This is a genomic window from Mesorhizobium sp. M0016 (assembly GCF_040324035.1).
Lineage (GTDB): Bacteria > Pseudomonadota > Alphaproteobacteria > Rhizobiales > Rhizobiaceae > Mesorhizobium.
This window is the reverse complement of record NZ_JAMYVM010000011.1, coordinates 1-20159: the sequence shown is the minus strand read 5'-3', so window position 1 is coordinate 20159 and position 20159 is coordinate 1. Positions and strand designations below refer to the sequence as shown.

Here is a 20159-nt window from a genome sequence, read left to right as displayed (position 1 = left end):
GGGTCATCTGGCTCCCCAACGTCTTTTCAGCTCATCCGCACGCTCTCGACCAGAAAGTCGAGAAACGCCCGCACCCGTGCGGGCAAATGCCGGCCCTGGCCGACATAGACGGCGTGGGTAGGCTCCTCGTCGCCCGAATTGAAATCCTCCAGCAGCGCCGTCAGCCGCCCCGCCGCGATGTCATCGGCCACATGCCAGTGTGCCAGCCGGGCGATGCCGGCGCCGCCGACCGCCATCAACCGCATCGACTCGCCATCGCCGACCAGCGTGTTTCCGGTGATCGGCACCATGAGGGCGTTCCCGGTTGCATCGACAAACGACCAGCCATCGACATGCCGGACAAAGCCGAAAGCCATGCGATTATGCCGGTCGAGATCGGCCGGCATCATCGGCGTGCCATGTGTCTTGAGATAGGACGGTGCGGCAACGACCGTCATCCGGCTTTGCCCGAGCTTGCGCGCCACCAGCCGCGATTCGCCGAGCGGCCCGGCGCGGATGGCGACGTCGGCACGCTCAGCCATCAAATCGATGACGCTGTCGGTCAGCACCAGATCGACCGAAATCTCGGGATAGCGTTCGAGCAAATCAGGCAGCAGCGGGATCAGCCGATGCACCCCGAAGGGCACATAGGAGTTGACGCGCAGCCGTCCGCGCGGCGCGGCACCCACGGCCGCCTCGCGCTCGGCCGCTGCCATATCGGCCAGGATGCGCACCCCGCTGTCATAGAACGCCGTCCCTTCCGGCGTCAGCTGCAGCTTGCGCGTCGAGCGGGTGACCAGCCGCGCGCCGAGCCTTGCCTCCAGTCGCGCGATCAGCTTGCTCACCGCCGACGGTGTCATACGCAGCGAACGAGCCGCAGCCGAGAAGCTGCTCGCCTCGACGACGCGGACGAACACTTCGATCTCGCCGGAACGGTTGATATCGGGTCTGGCCATTTGTGAATCTATTTCACAGGAAATATGCCCAAGGCAAGTCTGGTTCACAAGGCATGGCAACACGATCTCTGCGGTCGGGGCGCGGGTCTGGACAGCGCGCTCGTTCGAGTTCGAACTGGAAACCGCCATGCCTCTTGCTCTCTACGCCCTCGCTGCCGGCGCCTTCGGCATCGGTGTCACCGAATTCGTCATCATGGGGCTGCTGATCGATGTCAGCAAAGATCTCGGAGTCTCGATCTCGGCCGCCGGCCAGTTGATTTCGGGCTACGCGTTGGGCGTCGTCATCGGCGCGCCGCTTTTGACCATCGCTACCGGCAACTGGCCCCGCAAGACCGTCCTTCTGGCCCTTATGGCGATCTTCACGCTCGGCAACCTCGCCTGTGCGATCGCCCCCGACTACTGGACGCTGATGGGCGCCCGCATCATCACCGCCTTTGCCCATGGCACTTTCTTTGGCGTCGGCTCGGTGGTCGCCACCGGCCTGGTCGCGCCCAACAAGAAGGCCTCGGCGATCGCGCTGATGTTCACCGGCCTGACTATCGCCAACATCCTCGGCGTGCCCTTCGGCACTTGGCTCGGCCAGACCTTCGGCTGGCGCGCCACCTTCTGGGCCGTAACCCTGGTCGGCTTGGCAGCCTTTGCCGTCATCCTGCTTCTGGTGCCGCGTAGCAAGGAAGCGCCCGAGAAGACCAATCTGCGCGCCGACCTCGCCGTGCTGCGCCGCACGCCGGTGCTGCTCGGCCTCGCCACCACCGTGCTCGGCTATGCCGGCGTCTTCGTCGTCTTCACCTACATCGCCCCGCTGCTCACCGAGATCACCGGTTTTGGGGAAGCCGCCGTGTCGCCGATCCTGCTCGTCTTCGGCGGCGGTCTTATCGCCGGCAATCTGCTTGGCGGCAAGGTCGCCGACCGCTGGTTGGTGCCGGCGGTGCTCGGCAGCCTCGTGGTGCTGGCGTTGGTGCTGGCCACAATGACCTTCGCCGTCCACAGCCAAATCCTGGCCGTCACCTATGTCGGCCTGCTTGGTGCCGCCGCCTTCGCCACCGTGGCGCCGCTGCAGATGTGGGTGCTGGAAAAGGCGCAAGGCGCGGGCCAGAGCCTCGCCTCGTCCTTCAACATCGCCGCCTTCAACCTCGGCAATGCCGCCGGCGCTTGGCTTGGCGGCGCGGTGATTGCCCATGACCTCGGCCTCGGCTCACTAACCTGGATCGCCGCTTTGCTGCCGGTCGCGGCTCTTGGCGTCGCTGCCCTGGCGCTGCGCCTCGATCGCGCCCCCACAATCGGGGTGCCGGTCTGCGCCCAGTCATGAGCATCACGCGCAATCCTTCTTCGACATCATCAAGGAGCATAAAATGGATTATCGACGTCTCGGCGCATCGGGCCTGAAAGTGCCCGCACTCTCTTTCGGCGCCGGCACTTTCGGCGGCTCCGGGCCGCTGTTCGGGGCCTGGGGCAACAGCGATGCCAAGGAAGCGCGGCGGCTGATCGACATCTGCCTCGAGGCCGGCGTCAATCTGTTCGACACCGCCGATGTCTATTCGAACGGCGCCTCCGAGGAAGTGCTTGGCGAAGCCATCAAAGGCCGCCGCGACGCGGTGCTGATCTCGACCAAGACTTCGCTGCCGATGGGCGACAGACCGGCCGACTACGGCTCGTCGCGCTCGCGGCTGATCAAAGCCGTCGACGCCGCCCTGAAGCGCATGGGCACCGATTACATCGACCTGTTGCAGCTGCACGCCTTCGATGCCGGCACGCCGATCGAGGAGGTGTTGTCGACGCTGGACGACCTCGTGCGCGCCGGCAAGCTGCGCTATGTCGGCGTCTCCAACTTCTCCGGCTGGCAGGTGATGAAATCGCTGGCGGAAGCTGACAAGCATGCTTATCCGCGCTACGCCGCGCATCAGGTCTACTACTCGCTGGTCGGTCGCGACTATGAATGGGAGCTGATGCCGCTCGGTATCGACCAGGGCATCGGCGCGCTGGTGTGGAGCCCGCTCGGCTGGGGCCGCCTGACCGGCAAGATCCGCCGCGGCCAGCCCCTGCCGGAAAAGAGCCGGCTGCACGACACCGCCGATTTCGGCCCGCCGGTCGCGGACGAACATCTCTACCGGGTCATGGATGCGCTTGATGCAATGGCTGAAGAGACCGGCAAGACCGTGCCGCAGATCGCCATCAACTGGCTCTTGCAGCGCCCGACCGTGTCCTCGGTCATCATCGGCGCCCGCAACGAGGAACAGCTGCGCCAGAACCTCGGCGCCGTCGGCTGGGCGTTGACGCCGGAGCAGGTCAAAAAGCTCGACAAGGCAAGCGAAGTGACCGCGCCCTACCCGTACTTCCCCTATCACCGCCAGGAAGGTTTCGCCCGGCTGAACCCGCCTGCGGTGTGATCGCCGACGTTGAAGCTGCCAATCTCCCCCCTCGCGGGGGAGATCAGCTATACTGCCGCTCAGTGCAGCACGAACTCCCCATCCACCTTCCGCCATTCGTTCGGCGCGATCAGCTTCTGGTGCGTGTAGCTGATCGAATGCAGCGGCCCGTCGAGCCTGGCCTTCCAGAACTCGATGAACTTGATCAGCACCGGAAACTTCGGCGCCAGATCGTAATCCTGCCAGATGAAGCTCTGCAGCAGATGCGGGTGGTCGGGAAAATGGTACAGAATCTTGGCCGTGGTCAGGCCATACCCCTTGAGCATCAGGTCCATTTCGGAATGATCGCGCATGACAGCCCCTTGGCCTAGTTGATTCTCCATTCCTCCCAACACCGAATTGTGCGCGCCGTTCCTTAACTGTCTATGATTTTCCTGATCCCAGTCGGGTTTTATGCACGAAAACATGCAGTTAGCAGCGACCGCTGCCGAGTGCTGATACAACCGAAACGGGAGCTGCGGCATCCCGCCACGCGAATCCAACGTCTAATGTTGCCGTCAGCGCGGAACTGTTAATAATGCCGCCGAATTCGCGGCTGCGTCGCCGTGATCCTGGCTGTGGTCAAGCCGGCGGGGTGGTTTGGGAGGAAAGTGAAGACATGTCCGAGGTGAAGATCCACCGCGTCCAGCCGGCGTGGAAGAAGAACGCGCTGATGGACAACGACACCTACCTCAAATGGTATGCCGACAGCGTGAAGAATCCGGACAAGTTCTGGGGCAAGCACGGCAAGCGCATCGACTGGTTCAAGCCGTTCAGCAAGGTCAAGAACACCTCCTTCGAGGGCAAGGTCTCGATCAAATGGTTCGAGGATGGCGAAACCAACGTCTCCTATAACTGCATCGACCGCCATTTGAAGAAGCGCGGCAACCAGACCGCCATCATCTGGGAAGGCGACAATCCCTACGACGACAAGAAGGTCACCTACAACGAACTTTACGAGCATGTCTGCCGGCTCGCCAATGTGATGAAGAAGCACGGCGTCAGGAAGGGCGACCGCGTCACCATCTACATGCCGATGATCCCGGAAGCCGCCTACGCGATGCTGGCTTGCACCCGCATCGGCGCCATCCACTCGATCGTCTTCGGCGGCTTTTCACCGGACGCGCTGGCCGGCCGCATCGATGACTGCAAGTCGACCTTCGTCATCACCGCCGACGAAGGCCTGCGCGGCGGCAAGCCGATCCCGCTGAAGGAAAACACCGACAGAGCGATCGAAATCGCCGCCAAGGCCGGCACCAAGGTCGATAAGGTGGTCGTCGTTCGCCGCACCGGCGGCAAGACCGGCTGGGTCCAGGGACGCGACATCTGGTACCATGACGAGATCGCCACGGTGAAAGGCGACTGCAAGCCGGAGAAGATGAAGGCCGAGGATCCGCTGTTCATCCTCTATACCTCAGGCTCGACCGGCAAGCCGAAGGGCGTGCTGCACACCACCGCCGGCTATCTCGTCTATGTCTCGATGACCCACCAATATGTCTTCGACTACCATGATGGCGATATCTACTGGTGCACCGCCGATGTCGGTTGGGTCACCGGCCACAGCTACATCGTCTATGGCCCGCTCGCCAACGGCGCCACCACGCTGATGTTCGAGGGCGTGCCGAACTACCCCTCGCAGTCGCGCTTCTGGGAAGTCATCGACAAGCACAAGGTCAACATCTTCTACACCGCGCCGACGGCACTGCGCGCGCTGATGGGCGCCGGCGACGAACCGGTGAAGAAGACCTCGCGCAAGTCGCTGCGCGTGCTGGGCTCGGTCGGCGAACCGATCAATCCGGAAGCCTGGGAGTGGTATTTCAACATCGTCGGCAACGGCAAGGTGCCGATCGTCGACACCTGGTGGCAGACCGAGACCGGCGGCATCCTGATCACGCCGCTGCCCGGCGCCACCGACCTCAAGGCCGGCTCGGCGACGCGGCCCTTCTTCGGCATCAAACCGCAGCTGGTCGACGGCGAAGGCAAGGTGCTGGAAGGGGCGGCCGACGGCAATCTCTGCATTGCCGATTCCTGGCCCGGCCAGATGCGCACCGTCTATGGCGATCACGACCGCTTCGTGCAGACCTATTTCTCCACCTACAAGGGCAAATACTTCACCGGAGACGGCTGTCGCCGCGACGCCGATGGCTATTACTGGATCACTGGCCGCGTTGACGACGTCATCAACGTTTCCGGCCACCGCATGGGAACGGCCGAGGTCGAATCGGCGCTCGTCAGCCATGAGAAGGTGTCGGAAGCAGCTGTCGTCGGCTATCCCCACGACATCAAGGGCCAGGGCATCTACAGCTACGTTACCTTGATGAAAGGCGTGGAGCCGAGCGAGGAACTGCGCAAGGAGCTCGTGGCCCATGTCCGCAAGGAGATCGGCGCCATCGCCTCGCCCGACAAGCTGCAGTTCGCGCCCGGACTGCCGAAAACCCGCTCCGGCAAGATCATGCGCCGTATCCTGCGCAAGATCGCCGAGGACGATTTTTCCGCACTCGGCGATACCTCGACACTGGCCGATCCGGCCGTGGTCGATGATCTGATCGCCAACCGCCAGAACAAGAAGGGCTGAGGGGATTTGATGGCTGCACTGGGCGCAGTCACGGAGCTCTGGCGTTACCCTGCAAGTTCGCTTGCCGGCGAACGCCAGGACGCCATTTCGGTCGGCCTTGAAACCATCGACGGCGACCGGCTGTTCGGCCTTGTCGATGTCTCGGACAATGAGATCGCGCGGCCCGACCGCGACGCCAAGTGGCACAAGGTGCCGCGCATCCGCACCCGGCTGAGCAAGGACCGCAAGCTGGAGATCGCCGTTCCCGACGGCGACTGGCTGGTAGCGCCGGGCGCTGAATGCGACAGCGCCGTCTCGACCTATCTCGGCTTCGCCGCCTCGATCCGGCCGTTCAGCCAGGACAACGCTCCCGGCTACACCGGCCCGCTGACCGCGGCGCGCTACCGCAAAGCGCCGATCCATCTCTTGACCACCGCATCGCTGGCCCGGCTCAAGGCGCTGCACCCCGAAGGCATTCCCGATCCGCGCCGCTTCCGCCCCACCATCGTCGTCGACATGGCGGCGGTCGAAGGCTCGTTTCCCGAGACCGAATGGATTGGCCGCAAGCTTGCCATCGGCGACCTGCTGGTGACCGTCTCGGAGCCGTGCCGCCGCTGCGGCTTCACCATCATCAGCCAGGACGGCTTCGACCACGATCCCGGCATCCTGCGCAATCTGGTCCGCCACAACGCCCATAATCTCGGCGTCTATTGCACTGTGGACAGGCCTGCCCGTGTCGAGATCGGCGCGCCGATGCGGTTCGTGTAGGCCTCTACCGCGAGGCAGCGAATCGCAGACCTTGGAAAGCGTGGGGTTCGGCCCCGAATCCTATCCCTACCGATACAGATCCGCCCGTGTCGGCGGCAGCCCGCTCGGGCCGCGTGCGCGTTTGGTGACGACGGTCTGAAAAATCTGCGCCGAGGCGCGCTCGAAGGTGATCGAGCAGCCGGTGAGATAAAGCAGCCACAGCCGTGCCTTGGCCTCGCCGACTTCGGCGACCGCCTCGTCGAAGCGAGCCTGTAGCCGCTGGGCCCACAGCCGGCAGGTGCGCGCATAGTGCTCGCGCAGATTCTCGACGTCGTAGACCAGGAAGCCATGCGCCTCCAGATTGCCCAGCGTCATGCCGATCGTGTCGAGTTCCCCGCCGGGGAAAATGTATTTGAGCAGCGCCTTGAACTCCGGCCCCTTGCGCAAGGTTTTCTTCAAGTCGCCCTTGCTTCGCCTGGTGATGGCGTGGTGCAGATAGATGCCGCCGGGCTTCAGCAAGCGATGGATGGTCTTGAAATAGCTGGCGTGGTTGGCGAGGCCGAGATGCTCGAACATGCCGATCGACGATATCTTGTCGAAGGAGCCTTTGAGTTCCGCATAGGATTTGATCTCGATGGTGATGCGGTCCTGCAGCCCTTCGGCGCGGATGCGCTCGCGGGCGAGATCGGTCTGCGCCTGCGACAGCGACACGCCATGGCCGACGACGCCGTAATTTTTGGCCGCATGGATCAGCATGGCGCCCCAGCCGCAGCCGATGTCGAGCAGCTTTTCGCCCGATTTCAGCCTGAGCTTGCGGCAGATATGGTCGAGCTTGTCGGCCTGCGCCTGGTCGATGCCATTGCCGAAATCCGTAAAGTAGCCGCAGCTGTAGACCATGCGCTCGTCGAGGAAGAGCCGGTAAAAGGCATTCGAAATGTCGTAGTGATGCTGGATCGCCTCCTGGCTCGACCCGCTGACATAGGGGTTGCGACCCGACAGATCGGTGCGTGCGCTCATCTGCTTGCGTGACAGGAGCACCGCCGGCAGGTCGCGCAGGATCGCCAGCTTCGGCAGCGACTTGAGCTTGGTCCTGAGCTTGCCTTGCGACGGCAGTGCGTAGAAATCGAAAATCGTCCCATTTTCGATGTCTATCGTCTTGGAGATCCACATCTCGATCAGCGTCGACAACGATGGCCGCTTCACCACCTGCCAGACGATGTCCTGGTCGTTGATGGTGAGCACGGGCCCGGTGGCGGGACCGATTCGCTCGCCGGTCCACAGCTTGACCGCAAAACCCGGCTTCAGCGTTTCGATCACCGTTCGCACGATGCGCGCGGCCTTCTCGGCTGCCTCCATGGCCATCCTCCCGAGTCCTGACAATCCACCTTGCATGGATTTTGCCCGCCCTCGCGGCTCTTCGCAACCCGGCGCAAAAGGCGGCTCGCCAGCTATTTCAAATCGGCATCTTGTTTTTTGCTGCAACGCACCCCATCATCTGTACGTGTTCAACAAATCGAAAGGAGGTGATCCGATGTCGAGTGATTTCGTTTTCCAGAACGTGGCCTCAGCGGATTGCACTTTCGGGAAGCAGTCTTCCCGTTAAGGCGCGATAAGCGCGGCGGGTGACCTCGGTCGCCGCCATTGGCCGCGCCACGGACGGAAACACGGAAGGCCGCCGGCTTCGTCAAGAAGCGGCGGCCTTTTCCATTCCGGATTGTGTGTCGAAGCGGATCAGAATCCGGTCACGCCAGCATCCGCGCGCTGACGGTCTTGTCGACGCCGTGATAGGGCGGGTTGAACAGATTGCCTTCCTGCTCATAGGTCCAGACCTTGAACAGCGAGAGCTGATGCGGCCCGAAGCTGTGCAGCAGTGGCACGTCCGTGGCATCACGACCGCGCGCGATGACGACGCGGCCTATCCTCGGACGATTATGACGGGGGTCGAACGTGTACCACTTGCCGTCGAGGAACACTTCCATCCAGGCCGAAAAATCCATCGGCGCCGGGTCAGCCGGTACGCCGATGTCGCCGAGATAACCGTTCACATAGCGGGCCGGGATGTTCATGCAGCGGCAGAGCGTGATCGCCAGATGGGCGAAGTCGCGGCATACACCAACCTGCTCCTCATGCGCCTGGGCCGCGGTGCGCGTCGACCGCGCATAGCCATAGCCGAAGGACAGCCGGTTGTGGACATAGTCGACGATCGCCTGCACCCGCGCCCAGCCAGAGGGAACATGGCCGAAAAGCTGCCAGGCCAGACTGCTCAGATGATCGGTCTCGCAATAGCGGCTGCCGAGGAGGTAGCCGAGCACATCGTCCGGCAGTTCCGCCACCGGGACTTCCCTGGCCAGCGTGTTGACCGCGTCAGGCTCGCCGCTGTCCTCGACGGCTGCGTCATAGAGAATGCGGAAACTGCCGGCGGGTACGGTGAAGCGGCGGCAGGTATTGCCGAACAGATCGTGATAGACCTTGCTCGGCACTGAAGGCGACGTCAGCACGCGCGTCTGCCGTTTGATGTCGGCCTGACGATCCCTGTGGATATCAAGCAGCGAGATGACCGGCGTGGCGCCGACGCATTCAATGGCGATTTCGTAGCCGAGCCGGATCAGCACAATGATTGCCCCTTCGATCCCGTGGAAAACAGTATGCTCAAAACGCCAGAGGCGGGACCATGGTTCCCTGGAACTATCGAAAAGGCTCTCCCGCGGCTTCCCAGGCAGGCGTGGCGACGTTACGGTCGCACGACATGTTTTGACCCTCCCGAAACGATCCCTAACCCCGCGGAAAATCTGATGTTTGCAGGCAGAAAATTCGCCGCGTTCCTGTTCGATATGGATGGCACGGTGCTCAATTCGATCGCCTCGGCCGAGCGCGTCTGGGCGGCGTGGGCGCTTAAGCACGGTCTCGACGTCGAAGCCTTCCTGCCGACGATCCATGGCGTGCGGGCGGTCGAGACCATCACCAGGCTGGCGCTTCCCGGCGTCGACCCTGTTCATGAGGCGTTTGTGCTGTTGCAGGCCGAGTCGGACGATGTCGAAGGCGTGCTGCCGATCGCCGGCGCCGTGCCGTTCCTCAACGCTTTGCCGCCAGAGCGCTGGGCGATCGTCACCTCGGCGCCGCGCCCGTTGGCGCTGCTGCGCATGCGGGCCGCCGGCATCCCGGTTCCCGCCTTGGTGGTCGCGGCCGAGGATGTGTCGCACGGCAAACCGGCGCCCGACTGTTTCCTGCTGGCGGCAAAACGGCTCGGCGTCGATATCGGCGACTGTCTGGTCTTCGAGGATGCGCCGGCCGGTATCGCGGCGGCGGAAGCAGCGGGCGCGTCGGTGATGGTGATCAGCGCCACTCACCAGCATCCAATGACGACTCAGCACAACTCGATTAGCGGCTACGAAACCGTCTCCATCGCCATCGATGACAGCGGCTGGATGACGTTGGGGGCACAGCGCAGCGCGGCCTGAGGAACTGGAGAACTGGAGAACTGCCTTTTTCTTCAACTCTTCAGTTCACCAGTTCCCCAGTTCTTCCGTTCCTGAACCCCTAGAAATCGCTAGCCATTCCCTTCACTTCCCAGTCGCCGTAGCGGCCGGGTTCCTTGCCGCCGCGGCCGCCGATTTCCTTCGGCAACGCAGCTTCCTTCTGGCGATACGCTTCACGGCGCGCCTCGGCTTCAGCCAGCGCCCGGCTGGCCACCGGCGTCAGGTCCTTCTCCCGGTCGGCATCGACTTTGCTGGGCTGGTCGGTCATGCGATATTCCGAGCGGATTGAAACGAAGGGCGGCGTTTCCCATCATATAGCCATGAGTTCACCCCGATCGACCTTTTTTTGCCACGGCCGCACAGGGAGCAGACAATGAGCACGCTACGCACCACCATGCTTCTGGCCGCGATGACGGCGCTGTTCATGGGCGTCGGCTTTCTGATCGGCGGCACCGGCGGCATGATGATCGCCTTCCTGGTCGCCGCGGGCACCAATCTGTTCAGCTACTGGAATGCCGACAAGATGGTGCTGTCGATGAACCGCGCCGTCGAGGTCGATGCCAGGAACGCACCCGAATTCCACGCCATCGTCGAGGCGCTGGCCAAGCAGGCCGGCCTGCCGATGCCCAAGACCTATCTGATCGACAATCCGCAGCCGAACGCCTTCGCCACCGGCCGCAATCCCGAGAACGCCGCGGTCGCGGCCTCGACCGGGCTGCTGGAGCGCCTTTCGCATGAGGAGGTGGCGGCAGTCATGGCGCATGAGCTGGCCCACATCCAGCATCGCGACACGCTGACCATGACCATTGTCGCGACACTCGCCGGCGCCATCTCGATGCTCGGCAATTTCGCCTTCTTCTTCGGCGGCAGCCGCGACAACAACAACCCGTTCGGCTTTGTCGGCGTGCTGGTGGCGATGCTGGTCGCGCCCTTCGCCGCCATGATCGTGCAGATGGCGGTCAGCCGCACCCGCGAATACGAAGCCGACCGGCGCGGCGCCGAAATCGTTGGAAATCCGCTTTGGCTGGCATCAGCGCTTGACAAGATCGCCCGCGGCGCCGAACGCATCCGCAACCCGGATGCCGAACGCAATCCCGCGACCGCGCATCTCTTCATCATCAATCCCCTTCACGGCGAGCGAATGGACAGCCTGTTTTCGACCCACCCGAACACCGACAACCGCATCGCCGCGCTGCAGGCGATGGCCCGCGACATGGCAGGCCGCCAGCCGGCGCCGCGCCAGGCGCCGACGCCAGAGCCGATCGAAGAATTGCCGGCCGATGCCGAGCAAGGTCCGTGGGGCAAGGCAGCACGCCCCACGCAGCCGACCAAACCGGCCAAGCCGAAAGCCAATCCGTGGGGCCGCAACCCGACCGGACCCAAAGGTCCGTGGTCGTGAGCGGCGCCAGACCCCGGCCCGCACATTCAGGCGTTCGCGAAAACAGCTCGGACGAATTCGTCGCCGGCCTCGCCGCGCGCAAGGCAGCGGCGCGGCTGCTGGCCGCCGTTATCGACGCCAAGACGCCGCTCGACGGGCTGACCGACCACGAGAACGGCCACCCACAATACAAGGTGCTGGACCTGCGCGACCGCGGCCTGGTGCGCGCCATACTGGTGACCGCGCTGCGCTACCGCATGACCATTGCCGGGCTCCTCGCCCGCCGCCTTGAAAAGCCGCTGCCGCCCAACGCTACAGCGCTGTCGCACATCCTGCATGTTGCGGCGGCGCAGATCCTGTTCCTCGACATCCCCGACAGCGCCGCCGTCGATTTGGCTGTGACCCACGCCAAGTCGGACCCACGCACGCAGCGCTTTTCCGGCCTCGTCAACGGCGTGCTGCGCACTTTGGTGCGCGCCAAGGAAACCGAACTGCCGGCAGCTCTTGCCGCCACCGATGAGGCGCCAAAATGGTTCTCCGATCGCCTGAAAGCTGCCTATGGCCCTGAGATGACCAGACAGATCCTGGCGGCGCATCGCGTTGAGGCGCCGGTGGATTTCACGGTCAAGGCCGATCCCGAACTGTGGGCCGAAAAGCTCGGCGGCATCGTGCTGCCGACCGGCACGGTGCGAGTGGAAAAGCTCAGCGCCTCCGTCACCGAACTGCCGGGCTTCAGCGAAGGCGCATGGTGGGTCCAGGACGCCGCCGCCAGTTTTCCGGCGCGGCTGTTCGGCGATGTCAAAGGATTACGCGTCGCCGACCTCTGCGCCGCCCCCGGCGGCAAGACCGCCCAGTTGATTCTTGCCGGCGCCAAAGTCACCGCCGTGGACACCTCGAAGAACCGGCTGGCGCGGCTGACGCAGAACCTCGAACGGCTCGCGCTGTCCGCCGAGATCGTGCAGGCCGATCTGCTGAAATACCAGCCGGCGGAGCTTTTCGACGCCGTCCTGCTCGACGCGCCCTGCTCTTCCACAGGCACGGTTCGGCGCCACCCCGACGTGCCATGGACCAAGACGGCAGCCGACGTCGAAAAGCTAGCCGATCTGCAAGCAAAGCTGCTCGCCCGCGCCGTCACTTTGGTCAAACCGGGCGGCCGGATTGTTTTTTCCAACTGTTCGCTGGACCCGATCGAAGGCGAGGATCTGTATCGCGCCTTTCTGGCCGGCAACAAGACCGTCGCCGACGATCCGCTGCAGCCCGGCGAAATCGCCGGCATCGACGCCTTCCTGACCCCGCAAGGCACGCTGCGCACCACACCCGCCGATCTTGACCGTGGTTCGCCAGGGGTTTCCGGCCTGGACGGCTTCTTTGCCGCCCGCATGCGATGTCTGGCCTGACTCCGACGCGACGACATGCCTAAAGCATGTCGTCCAAGGACCAGTGCTTCCCCCACCTTGCATCGATCTCATCATCGACATTCTGGTAGCGGATATCGGTGGAGAGCCGGATACGCCCCTCCGCGCTCTGGTTGGTTGTCGAGGCGTGGATCATATAGGGCGAGTGGAGGACGACATCGCCGGCCTCGAAATCCGCGATCAGCCAGCGTGTATCGAACCGCTCCGCCATGTCGGGCAGGTCCTTCGACACCCAGCCGCCCTCGCTCATGTTCCGGTTGTAGGCGCTGATGCGCTCCTGCGGGCTCAGCCCGGCATTGTCCCTGGCGAACCGGGCCTCCATGTCGAGGCCGATGGCGTGCGATCCCTCGAGATAGATCAGGCCGCCCATGTCGACGGGAACGTCGCCGATCGGGATCCAGGCAGTGACGATGCGGCTGGTGCCGCCGCGCAGATAGACGAGGTCGTAATGCGCCGGCGTCGCCACAGTGGTGCCCGGTTGGGTGAAACGCATGATCTTGCGCTTGTGCAAATAGGACAGCCCGCCGACGAACGCATCCATCAGCCGGGCCATCAGGGGCTGTGCGCAGAACCCTTCATAGGCGGTGGAGCGAACCAGCGCCATCAACCGGCGATCGGCGAACTGACGGTCGAACGTGCCGGCCGCCGCCAGGCCAAGCGCGGGATCGGACCCGGGCTGCAGCAAGCCGGTGTCGGCCAGATACGAAAACACCCAGCCGCGAAAATCGATGACGTCGCGGCGCGGCAGCATACCTTTCAGCCAGACATAGCCTTGCTCGGCAAGGAGGCCTCGAATGGCATCGATGCCGATCCCGGCGTCGGTTGGCACGAGATGACCCAACCGGTTCGGCGCCATCGATAATGTCTTGCCGTTGGCGTTCAGATCGATTGACGCAACAGGACTCCGTCGTTGCATGCCACCTGTTGAGCTTGACATTTCAGCCACCTGCGATTTTCCATCCTTAGCTGGAAATGCCATACTGTTTGCACACTCGCCCATGGACAGAACGAAGCCATGGACTTTTCGCTCATGAACGATCTCCCTTACGCACTCTACAGATCCGCACCGGCCGCGGCCGGCGGCCTGTCGGTTACAGGGATTGGTCGGCATCGCGTCACGCAGGCGATCCAAGCGCGCAAATTGCCTGAATTCGCCGTGGTGCTGATTGAGAACGGTCAAGGCTGGCTTGAAACCAGGACTGCCGGCATGCAGACGATCCAAGCGCCGGCCCTGTTCTGGCTGCTTGCCGGGAGGATGCATTCCTACGGGCCGGACGCATCGGGCTGGCTCGAACGCTGGGCGCTCTTCGACGGGGCCTTGATACGCGATTTCACCCGGCTGCGGCTGATCGCCGAGGACGCCCCTGTCGTCCCCTTGCGCGACCTCGGCAAAATGCAGCGGCTGTTCGACAGGCTGCATAGTGAGCTGTCGCTCGATACGATGCTGAGCCAGGCAGAAGCCGCCGCCACGATGCATCGCATCGTCGTGCGTGCTGCCCGCCAGGCAATGGATTGGAACAACCGTCAACGAAACCCCAGCCTCCAGGATGCCGCCGACATGCAGCCCATCGTCGACGAATTGCGCCGCTGCGCGTGCGACCCGGTCGATCTCGATGCCTTCGCCGCGAAATTCTCGATGTCGCCGGCAACCTTGCGGCGCAGATTTGCGCGGGCAGCCGGCATGTCGCCCAAGGCCTTCCAACTGCGCACGAGGTTCGACCGCGCCAAACAGATGCTGGCCGCCTCCGATTCGCCCATCGAGTCCATTGCGGCCGCCGTCGGCATCCACGACGCCTTCTATTTCTCCCGTCTGTTTCGCGACCGCGAAAACTGTTCGCCCAGCGAATTTCGGTCTCGCCACAACCGCAAGTGAGTGCAGGATTGCCGGGCTTAAACCCGCGAAGCGCTTGACTTTTTTCGGGGTGGGTCGGTGGCCGGCAGCGTGAAGCGCTTCACGCCGGCGGAATCCGACTTCGCATAAGTTCTTGAATCATATAAGCTTGTGCTGGGGTACCGGAACATGATGCCGAAAAGTGTGCCGCGGTTTTCGGGCGACAGCATGCTCTATCTCCAGGCGATGAGGAGGGGTTTTGGCACTGGCTGCCGGCAGCACGACACGTCTGTGGACGCTTGTCGCTAAGGAGTTTTGGCGCAAGACGCGCCGGCGCCTTCGCGCAGGGCCAGTCTATCGCTGGCGCTATTCCGGGCGCACGCCCGAACGCGTCCTGATTGCACCGCCCGACCTCAGGCTCGCCGATCCGCAGATCGCGCTCGAGATTTATTATGGCCGCTATCCGCTGTCGGGACATCTGGTCGAGACCGGCGGCAAATCTCCATTCCAGATCGATGTCGCCAATCGCGGCTGGGTGAAGACGCTGCACGGCTTTCGCTGGCTGCGCCATATGCGCGCCGCCGGCACCGAGCTGGCCGCCGCCAATGCACGCGCGCTTGTCTCCGACTGGATCGCCATGCATGGCAACCAGATTTCCGGCATAGCCTGGGAGCCCGGCACCACCGCCAAGCGAGTCATTGCCTGGTTGCAACACTCCTCGGTTGTCCTACAAGGGGCCGAATTTCCGTTCTATCGCGCCTTCCTGAAATCGCTCGCCGTGCAGATCCGCTATCTCCGCTCGATGGCGCGAGAGATGCCGGACGGCAAGGACAGGCTGCGCGCTCGCATCGCGCTTGCCTTCGCCGCGCTGTCGCTGCCGGCGCCGGCCTCGGCACTGCGCGGCGCCACCCGCAACCTGGCGGAAGAACTCGACCGCCAGATCCTTCCCGACGGCGGCCATATTTCGCGCAACCCGATGGCGGTTCTCGAACTGCTCGCCGATCTCCTGCCGCTGCGCCAGACCTATGCCAACCAGGCCGAAACGCCACCGGCAGCCCTGATGGGCGCCATCGACCGCATGCTGCCGGCGCTCCGTTTCTTCCGCCATCAGGATGGCAGCCTGGCCCGCTTCAACGGCATGGGCGCCACCATCCACGACCGTATAGCCACCATCTTGCGCCACGACGACACCGCCGGCGCGCCGCTGCTGCACGCGCCGCATTCCGGCTATGAGCGCCTGTCGATGGGCGGCGTGACGGTGATTGCCGATACCGGCCCGTCGCCGGCCGTCGATGTGTCCAACGCCGCGCATGCCGGGTGCCTGGCCTTCGAACTCTCGTCCGGTCGCCAGCATTATATCGTCAATGCCGGCATCGACACCTATGGCGCCGCCGAGTTCCGACCGCTGGCCCGTGCCACCGCGGCGCATTCGACCGCCACCATCAACGACACCTCGTCGGCGCGGTTTTCCCATTCGCTGCGCGTCAACGACCTGCTCGGCTCGCCCTTGCTCGGCGGCCCGCAGCATGTGCCTTGTAAGCGCATCGACCAGAAGGGCACGCAAGGCTTCATCGCCCGCCATGACGGCTATATGCAGCGCTTTGGCTTCCTGCATGAGCGCGAGCTGAAACTGTCGAGCGAGGGCAATGTGCTCGCCGGCAGGGATCGCTTCCTCCGCCCGGGCGGTGCGGCGATCCGCAACAATGGCCGCGACTTCGTCGTGGTGCGCTTCCACATCCACCCTGACATCAACCTTTTGCAGGACGAGCATGACCGCCTGGTGCTGACCGCCGACCAGGCCGACACCTGGGTGTTCACCTGCACCGAAGTGGTGCCGGAGGTCGAGGAATCGATCTATTTCGCCGGCCTTGGCGGCCCGCGCCGCAGCCGCCAGATCGTGCTCGCCTTCAAGGCCTCGGAGATCGCCGAAGTGCATTGGCAGCTCACGCGCACCGGCATCGCCGGCTATCCCGAGCACAGCTGAGCGTCGTTGCCGGCGCCGGCTTGATCGAGCTTCCGGCTTGATTTCCTGATGTCATGTGCTACGGCCCGGCAACGCTCTCCAATCAGCCCTGAAAGGCCGCCAGCCCATGGCCGTCGCCGCCAAGAACATTCCGGCACCCGACCTCCTTCCGGTCCGCCGCGCCCTGCTTTCCGTCTTCGACAAGACCGGCCTGATCGACTTCGCCAAAGGGCTGGTCGCGGCCGGCGTCGAGCTGGTCTCGACCGGAGGCACGGCAAAGGCGATCGCCGAGGCGGGGCTGGCGGTGCGTGACGTCTCGGAACTGACCGGCTTTCCCGAGATCATGGACGGCCGCGTCAAGACGCTGCACCCGTCGGTGCACGGCGCGCTGCTCGGCGTGCGCGACGATCCCGAACACGCCAAGGCGATGCACGATCACGGTATCGAGCCGATCGATCTGCTCGTCTCCAATCTCTACCCGTTCGAGGAGGTCCGCCGCTCCGGCGCCGACTATGCCGCTGTTGTCGAGAACATCGACATTGGCGGCCCGGCGATGATCCGCGCCTCGGCCAAGAACCATGCCTATGTCGCCATCGTCACCGATCCCGGCGATTATGCCTCGGTGCTGAACGCGCTGGAGATGAACATCGGCTCGCTGTCGCTGGATTTCCGCCAGAAGCTGGCGGCAAAGGCCTTTGCCCGCACCGCCAGCTACGATGCGGCGATCTCCGGCTGGTTCGCCGAAACGCTGGAGATCGAGCATCCGACCTGGCGCGCCTTCGGGGGCAGGCTGGAAAGTGTCATGCGCTATGGCGAGAACCCGCATCAGAGCGCCGGCTTCTATGTCAATGGCGATAAGCGGCCGGGGGTCGCCACGGCTCGCCAGTTGCAGGGCAAGCAGCTGTCCTACAACAACATCAACGACACCGATGCCGCCTTCGAGCTGGTGGGCGAGTTCGACCCCAACCGCTGCGCCGCCGTTGCCATCATCAAGCACGCCAACCCGTGCGGCGTCGCCGAGGACGCTTCGCTGGCTGCTGCCTATGCGAGAGCGCTGGCCTGCGACCCGGTTTCGGCCTTTGGCGGTATCGTCGCCATGAACCGCATCCTCGATGCGGAAGCGGCGCAGGAGATCGTAAAAACCTTCACCGAGGTGATCATCGCGCCGGACGCGTCGGAGGACGCTGTCCGCATCATCGCCGCCAAAAAGAATTTGCGCCTGCTGGTCACCGGCGGTCTGCCCGATCCGCACGCCGGCGGCATCGCTGTGAAATCCGTCGCCGGCGGCATGCTCGTCCAGGGCCGCGACAATGCGGTAGTCGACGATCTCGAGCTCAAGGTGGTGACCAGGCGCGCACCGACGGCGGCCGAGATGGCCGACCTCAAATTCGCTTTCCGCATCGCCAAGCACGTCAAGTCGAACGCCATCGTCTATGCAAAAGACGGCGCTACCGTCGGCATCGGCGCCGGCCAGATGAGCCGCGTCGATTCCTCGCGCATCGCCGCCCGCAAGGCCCTCGACGCGGCGGAAGCAGCTGGTCTCGCGGAGCCGTTGACCAAGGGCTCGGTGGTCGCCTCCGACGCTTTCTTCCCTTTCGCCGACGGGCTGATCTCAGCCATCGAAGCCGGCGCCACGGCGGTGATCCAGCCCGGCGGCTCGATGCGCGACGACGACGTTATCGCCGCTGCCGACGCGCATGGCATCGCCATGGTGTTTACCGGCGTGAGGCATTTCAGGCATTGAGCGCCTCTGCCTTCTCCCACAAGGGGAGAAGGAAAAGTGCGGCGCTATTCCACCGGCTGATCCGCCGGATACGGCGTCTTGATCAATATCGCGATCCCAACGCCCAGGAACAGCACGATGGCCGCCATGCCGAGCCGCGCCGAGCCGCTGGCGAGCGTGATCGACGCCACCATGAACGGCGCCAGGAAACTCGTCGCCCTTCCGGCCAGCGCATAGATGCCGAAATAGCGGCCGGATTCGGCCGCGGTCACGCTGCGCGCCATGTAGGAGCGTGACGACGCCTGCACCGGTCCGAACGCCAGCCCGATCAACAGGCCATAGAAAATGTAGGCCTTTTCCGCCGCCGTGCCGAACAGGCCGCCACTATCGGCTCCCGGCATCATCCAGGCGCCGAACAGCGTGTAGCCTGGCCCGGTGGAAACGATGCCGATGGTGGCGATGCTGAGCAGGACGAGCGAAATCATCACGATGGTCTTGGAGCCAAGCGCGGTGTCTAGCCATGCGGCAACCAGGCAGCCGACGATGGCGACGACGTTGAGGATAATGCCGAACATGCCGATCTCGGTGATCGACCAGTGGAACATCGCTGCCGCAAATGTGCCGCCCAAAGCGAGCAGCGCATTGACGCCGTCCTGATAAATCATGCGGGCGACAAGGAAGCGGAAGATGCCTTTGCGCCGGCGCACTTCAGTCAGCGTCGACTTCAGTTCCGACAGCCCCTCGCGCACCGCCGGCCCGATCGGAATGCCTTTGATGGCGTCTGGCGTGAAGAAGAACATCGGCAGGATGAACAGGAAATACCAGCCGGCCGACAGCGGCCCGGTGGCGCGCGCGTCCTCGCCGAGTTTCGGGTCGAGCCCAAAGAGCGGGTCGATGCCGATGATCGTCTTGCCGGTCTCCGGCGAACCCGCCAGACAGGCGACGACAAAGATCAGCGCGATCATGCCGCCGAGATAACCAAGTCCCCAGGCAATGTTGGAGACGTGGCCGATCTCGCTCTTCGGCACCAGGCGCGGCATCATCGAATCGTTGAACACGGTCGAGAATTCCGCCGCGACCGAAGCGAGAGAAAAGAACAGCACCACCAGGAAAAGGTTCGAGCCGGGAGCGGCGAACCATAGCAGGCAAAGGCTGATGATCTTGATCGAGGCGAAGAACGCAATCCACGGCTTACGCGGCCCGGTCTGGTCGGCAATCGAGCCGAGGATGGGAGACAGCACGGCAATGACCAGGCCCGCAACAGCGATGCCGTAGCCCCAGGCCGCCTGGCCTGAGACCGGATCGCTCGCCATGCGCGAGACGAAATAAGGCCCGAAGATGAAGGTGGTGACGACGGTGAAAAACGGCTGCGCCGCCCAGTCGAAGAACATCCACCCCCAGATGCCACGCCCGGATGCCCGCTGCGCTGTTTCTACTGCCGCCATGATGATTCCCTCGGACACCGCGCTTGTCGGACGCCATGTCTGCATGTTTCGAATGCTCATGCAAACCGCCAAAGATTCGCGCTGCCACCTGGATGTCGCCGCTGTCTACCTGCATAGAGACGCGAAGAAAGGCGCCGCGCCCCTACCTCCCCCTTGTGGGGAGGTCGGACCGAAGGTCCGGGTGGGGGTCGGTGCCGCGGGGGGGGGCCCCCGCGCGCCCGCCGCCCCGGGCGCCGCCCCCCACCGCGGGGTGGGGGCGGTGGGCCGCACCCAGGGGCGGGCCAACG

General features: G+C 64.1%; 17 protein-coding genes. 10 read left to right on the top strand and 7 right to left on the bottom strand.

The annotated features are described in order from the left end of the window. Nucleotides 1-26: 26 nt before the first annotated feature. Nucleotides 27-935 (bottom strand): LysR family transcriptional regulator, encoded by a 909-nt coding sequence (locus NKJ88_RS17150; RefSeq protein ID WP_352444800.1) that lies wholly within the window; start codon nt 933-935, stop codon nt 27-29. Between the two features lie 127 nt (nt 936-1062). Between NKJ88_RS17150 and NKJ88_RS17145 the strand changes: the two genes are divergently transcribed. Together NKJ88_RS17145 and NKJ88_RS17140 are read left to right on the top strand one after the other, a co-directional pair. Continuing rightward, the gene (locus tag NKJ88_RS17145; RefSeq protein WP_352444798.1) at nt 1063-2244 is read left to right on the top strand and encodes an MFS transporter; all 1182 of its coding nucleotides are present in this window, start codon (nt 1063-1065) and stop codon (nt 2242-2244) included. Between the two features lie 43 nt (nt 2245-2287). Then, nucleotides 2288-3322 carry an aldo/keto reductase gene (locus NKJ88_RS17140; protein WP_352444796.1) on the top strand — a complete coding sequence of 345 codons (1035 nt, stop codon included), beginning with the start codon at nt 2288-2290 and terminating at the stop codon, nt 3320-3322. Nucleotides 3323-3381: 59 nt separating this feature from the next. On the opposite strand, the gene NKJ88_RS17135 is transcribed toward NKJ88_RS17140, so the two are convergent. Further along, nucleotides 3382-3654 (bottom strand): usg protein, encoded by a 273-nt coding sequence (locus NKJ88_RS17135; protein ID WP_023668649.1) that lies wholly within the window; start codon nt 3652-3654, stop codon nt 3382-3384. 305 nt (nt 3655-3959) lie between these two features. Between NKJ88_RS17135 and acs the strand changes: the two genes are divergently transcribed. Both acs and NKJ88_RS17125 read left to right on the top strand, forming a co-directional pair. Beyond that, on the top strand, nt 3960-5915 hold the full coding sequence (gene acs / locus NKJ88_RS17130) for an acetate--CoA ligase (protein ID WP_352444795.1): 1956 nt from the start codon (nt 3960-3962) through the stop codon (nt 5913-5915). 9 nt (nt 5916-5924) lie between these two features. Then, nucleotides 5925-6662: an MOSC domain-containing protein gene (locus tag NKJ88_RS17125; RefSeq protein ID WP_023818256.1), complete on the top strand. Its 738-nt coding sequence runs from the start codon at nt 5925-5927 to the stop codon at nt 6660-6662. A 66-nt stretch (nt 6663-6728) separates the two neighbouring features. On the opposite strand, the gene NKJ88_RS17120 is transcribed toward NKJ88_RS17125, so the two are convergent. Both NKJ88_RS17120 and NKJ88_RS17115 read right to left on the bottom strand, forming a co-directional pair. Continuing rightward, nucleotides 6729-7997: a class I SAM-dependent methyltransferase gene (locus NKJ88_RS17120; protein WP_023824304.1), complete on the bottom strand. Its 1269-nt coding sequence runs from the start codon at nt 7995-7997 to the stop codon at nt 6729-6731. A 386-nt stretch (nt 7998-8383) separates the two neighbouring features. Further along, nucleotides 8384-9253 carry a transglutaminase-like domain-containing protein gene (locus NKJ88_RS17115; protein ID WP_023700201.1) on the bottom strand — a complete coding sequence of 290 codons (870 nt, stop codon included), beginning with the start codon at nt 9251-9253 and terminating at the stop codon, nt 8384-8386. A 180-nt stretch (nt 9254-9433) separates the two neighbouring features. Here NKJ88_RS17115 and NKJ88_RS17110 point away from each other — a divergent pair, with 180 nt between their 5' ends. Further along, nucleotides 9434-10099 (top strand): HAD-IA family hydrolase, encoded by a 666-nt coding sequence (locus tag NKJ88_RS17110; protein ID WP_352444792.1) that lies wholly within the window; start codon nt 9434-9436, stop codon nt 10097-10099. 79 nt (nt 10100-10178) lie between these two features. On the opposite strand, the gene NKJ88_RS17105 is transcribed toward NKJ88_RS17110, so the two are convergent. Next, complete coding sequence (locus NKJ88_RS17105) at nt 10179-10385, bottom strand: DUF1674 domain-containing protein (protein ID WP_352444790.1); 207 nt, start codon at nt 10383-10385, stop codon at nt 10179-10181. Between the two features lie 105 nt (nt 10386-10490). Here NKJ88_RS17105 and htpX point away from each other — a divergent pair, with 105 nt between their 5' ends. After that, nucleotides 10491-11516 carry a zinc metalloprotease HtpX gene (gene htpX, locus NKJ88_RS17100; protein ID WP_023684074.1) on the top strand — a complete coding sequence of 342 codons (1026 nt, stop codon included), beginning with the start codon at nt 10491-10493 and terminating at the stop codon, nt 11514-11516. Beyond that, a complete protein-coding gene (locus NKJ88_RS17095) occupies nt 11507-12892 on the top strand; it encodes an RsmB/NOP family class I SAM-dependent RNA methyltransferase (protein ID WP_502904753.1) in 1386 nt (461 codons plus the stop codon). The genes htpX and NKJ88_RS17095 overlap by 10 nt, the downstream gene beginning before the upstream one ends. 19 nt (nt 12893-12911) lie before the next feature. Here NKJ88_RS17095 and NKJ88_RS17090 read toward each other — a convergent pair whose 3' ends face one another. After that, on the bottom strand, nt 12912-13826 hold the full coding sequence (locus tag NKJ88_RS17090) for a phytanoyl-CoA dioxygenase family protein (RefSeq protein WP_245261834.1): 915 nt from the start codon (nt 13824-13826) through the stop codon (nt 12912-12914). Nucleotides 13827-13925: 99 nt separating this feature from the next. Here NKJ88_RS17090 and NKJ88_RS17085 point away from each other — a divergent pair, with 99 nt between their 5' ends. From NKJ88_RS17085 to purH, 3 genes are all read left to right on the top strand, one after another. Then, a complete protein-coding gene (locus NKJ88_RS17085) occupies nt 13926-14783 on the top strand; it encodes a helix-turn-helix transcriptional regulator (RefSeq protein WP_502904752.1) in 858 nt (285 codons plus the stop codon). A 217-nt stretch (nt 14784-15000) separates the two neighbouring features. Next, nucleotides 15001-16725 (top strand): heparinase II/III family protein, encoded by a 1725-nt coding sequence (locus NKJ88_RS17080; protein WP_352444786.1) that lies wholly within the window; start codon nt 15001-15003, stop codon nt 16723-16725. A gap of 106 nt (nt 16726-16831) precedes the next feature. Then, nucleotides 16832-18448 carry a bifunctional phosphoribosylaminoimidazolecarboxamide formyltransferase/IMP cyclohydrolase gene (gene purH / locus NKJ88_RS17075; RefSeq protein ID WP_352444784.1) on the top strand — a complete coding sequence of 539 codons (1617 nt, stop codon included), beginning with the start codon at nt 16832-16834 and terminating at the stop codon, nt 18446-18448. A gap of 44 nt (nt 18449-18492) precedes the next feature. Here the strand turns inward: purH and NKJ88_RS17070 are convergent, their stop codons facing one another. Continuing rightward, nucleotides 18493-19872, bottom strand: coding sequence for an MFS transporter (locus tag NKJ88_RS17070; RefSeq protein WP_352444782.1), 1380 nt, complete (start codon nt 19870-19872; stop codon nt 18493-18495). Nucleotides 19873-20159 lie beyond the last annotated feature (287 nt).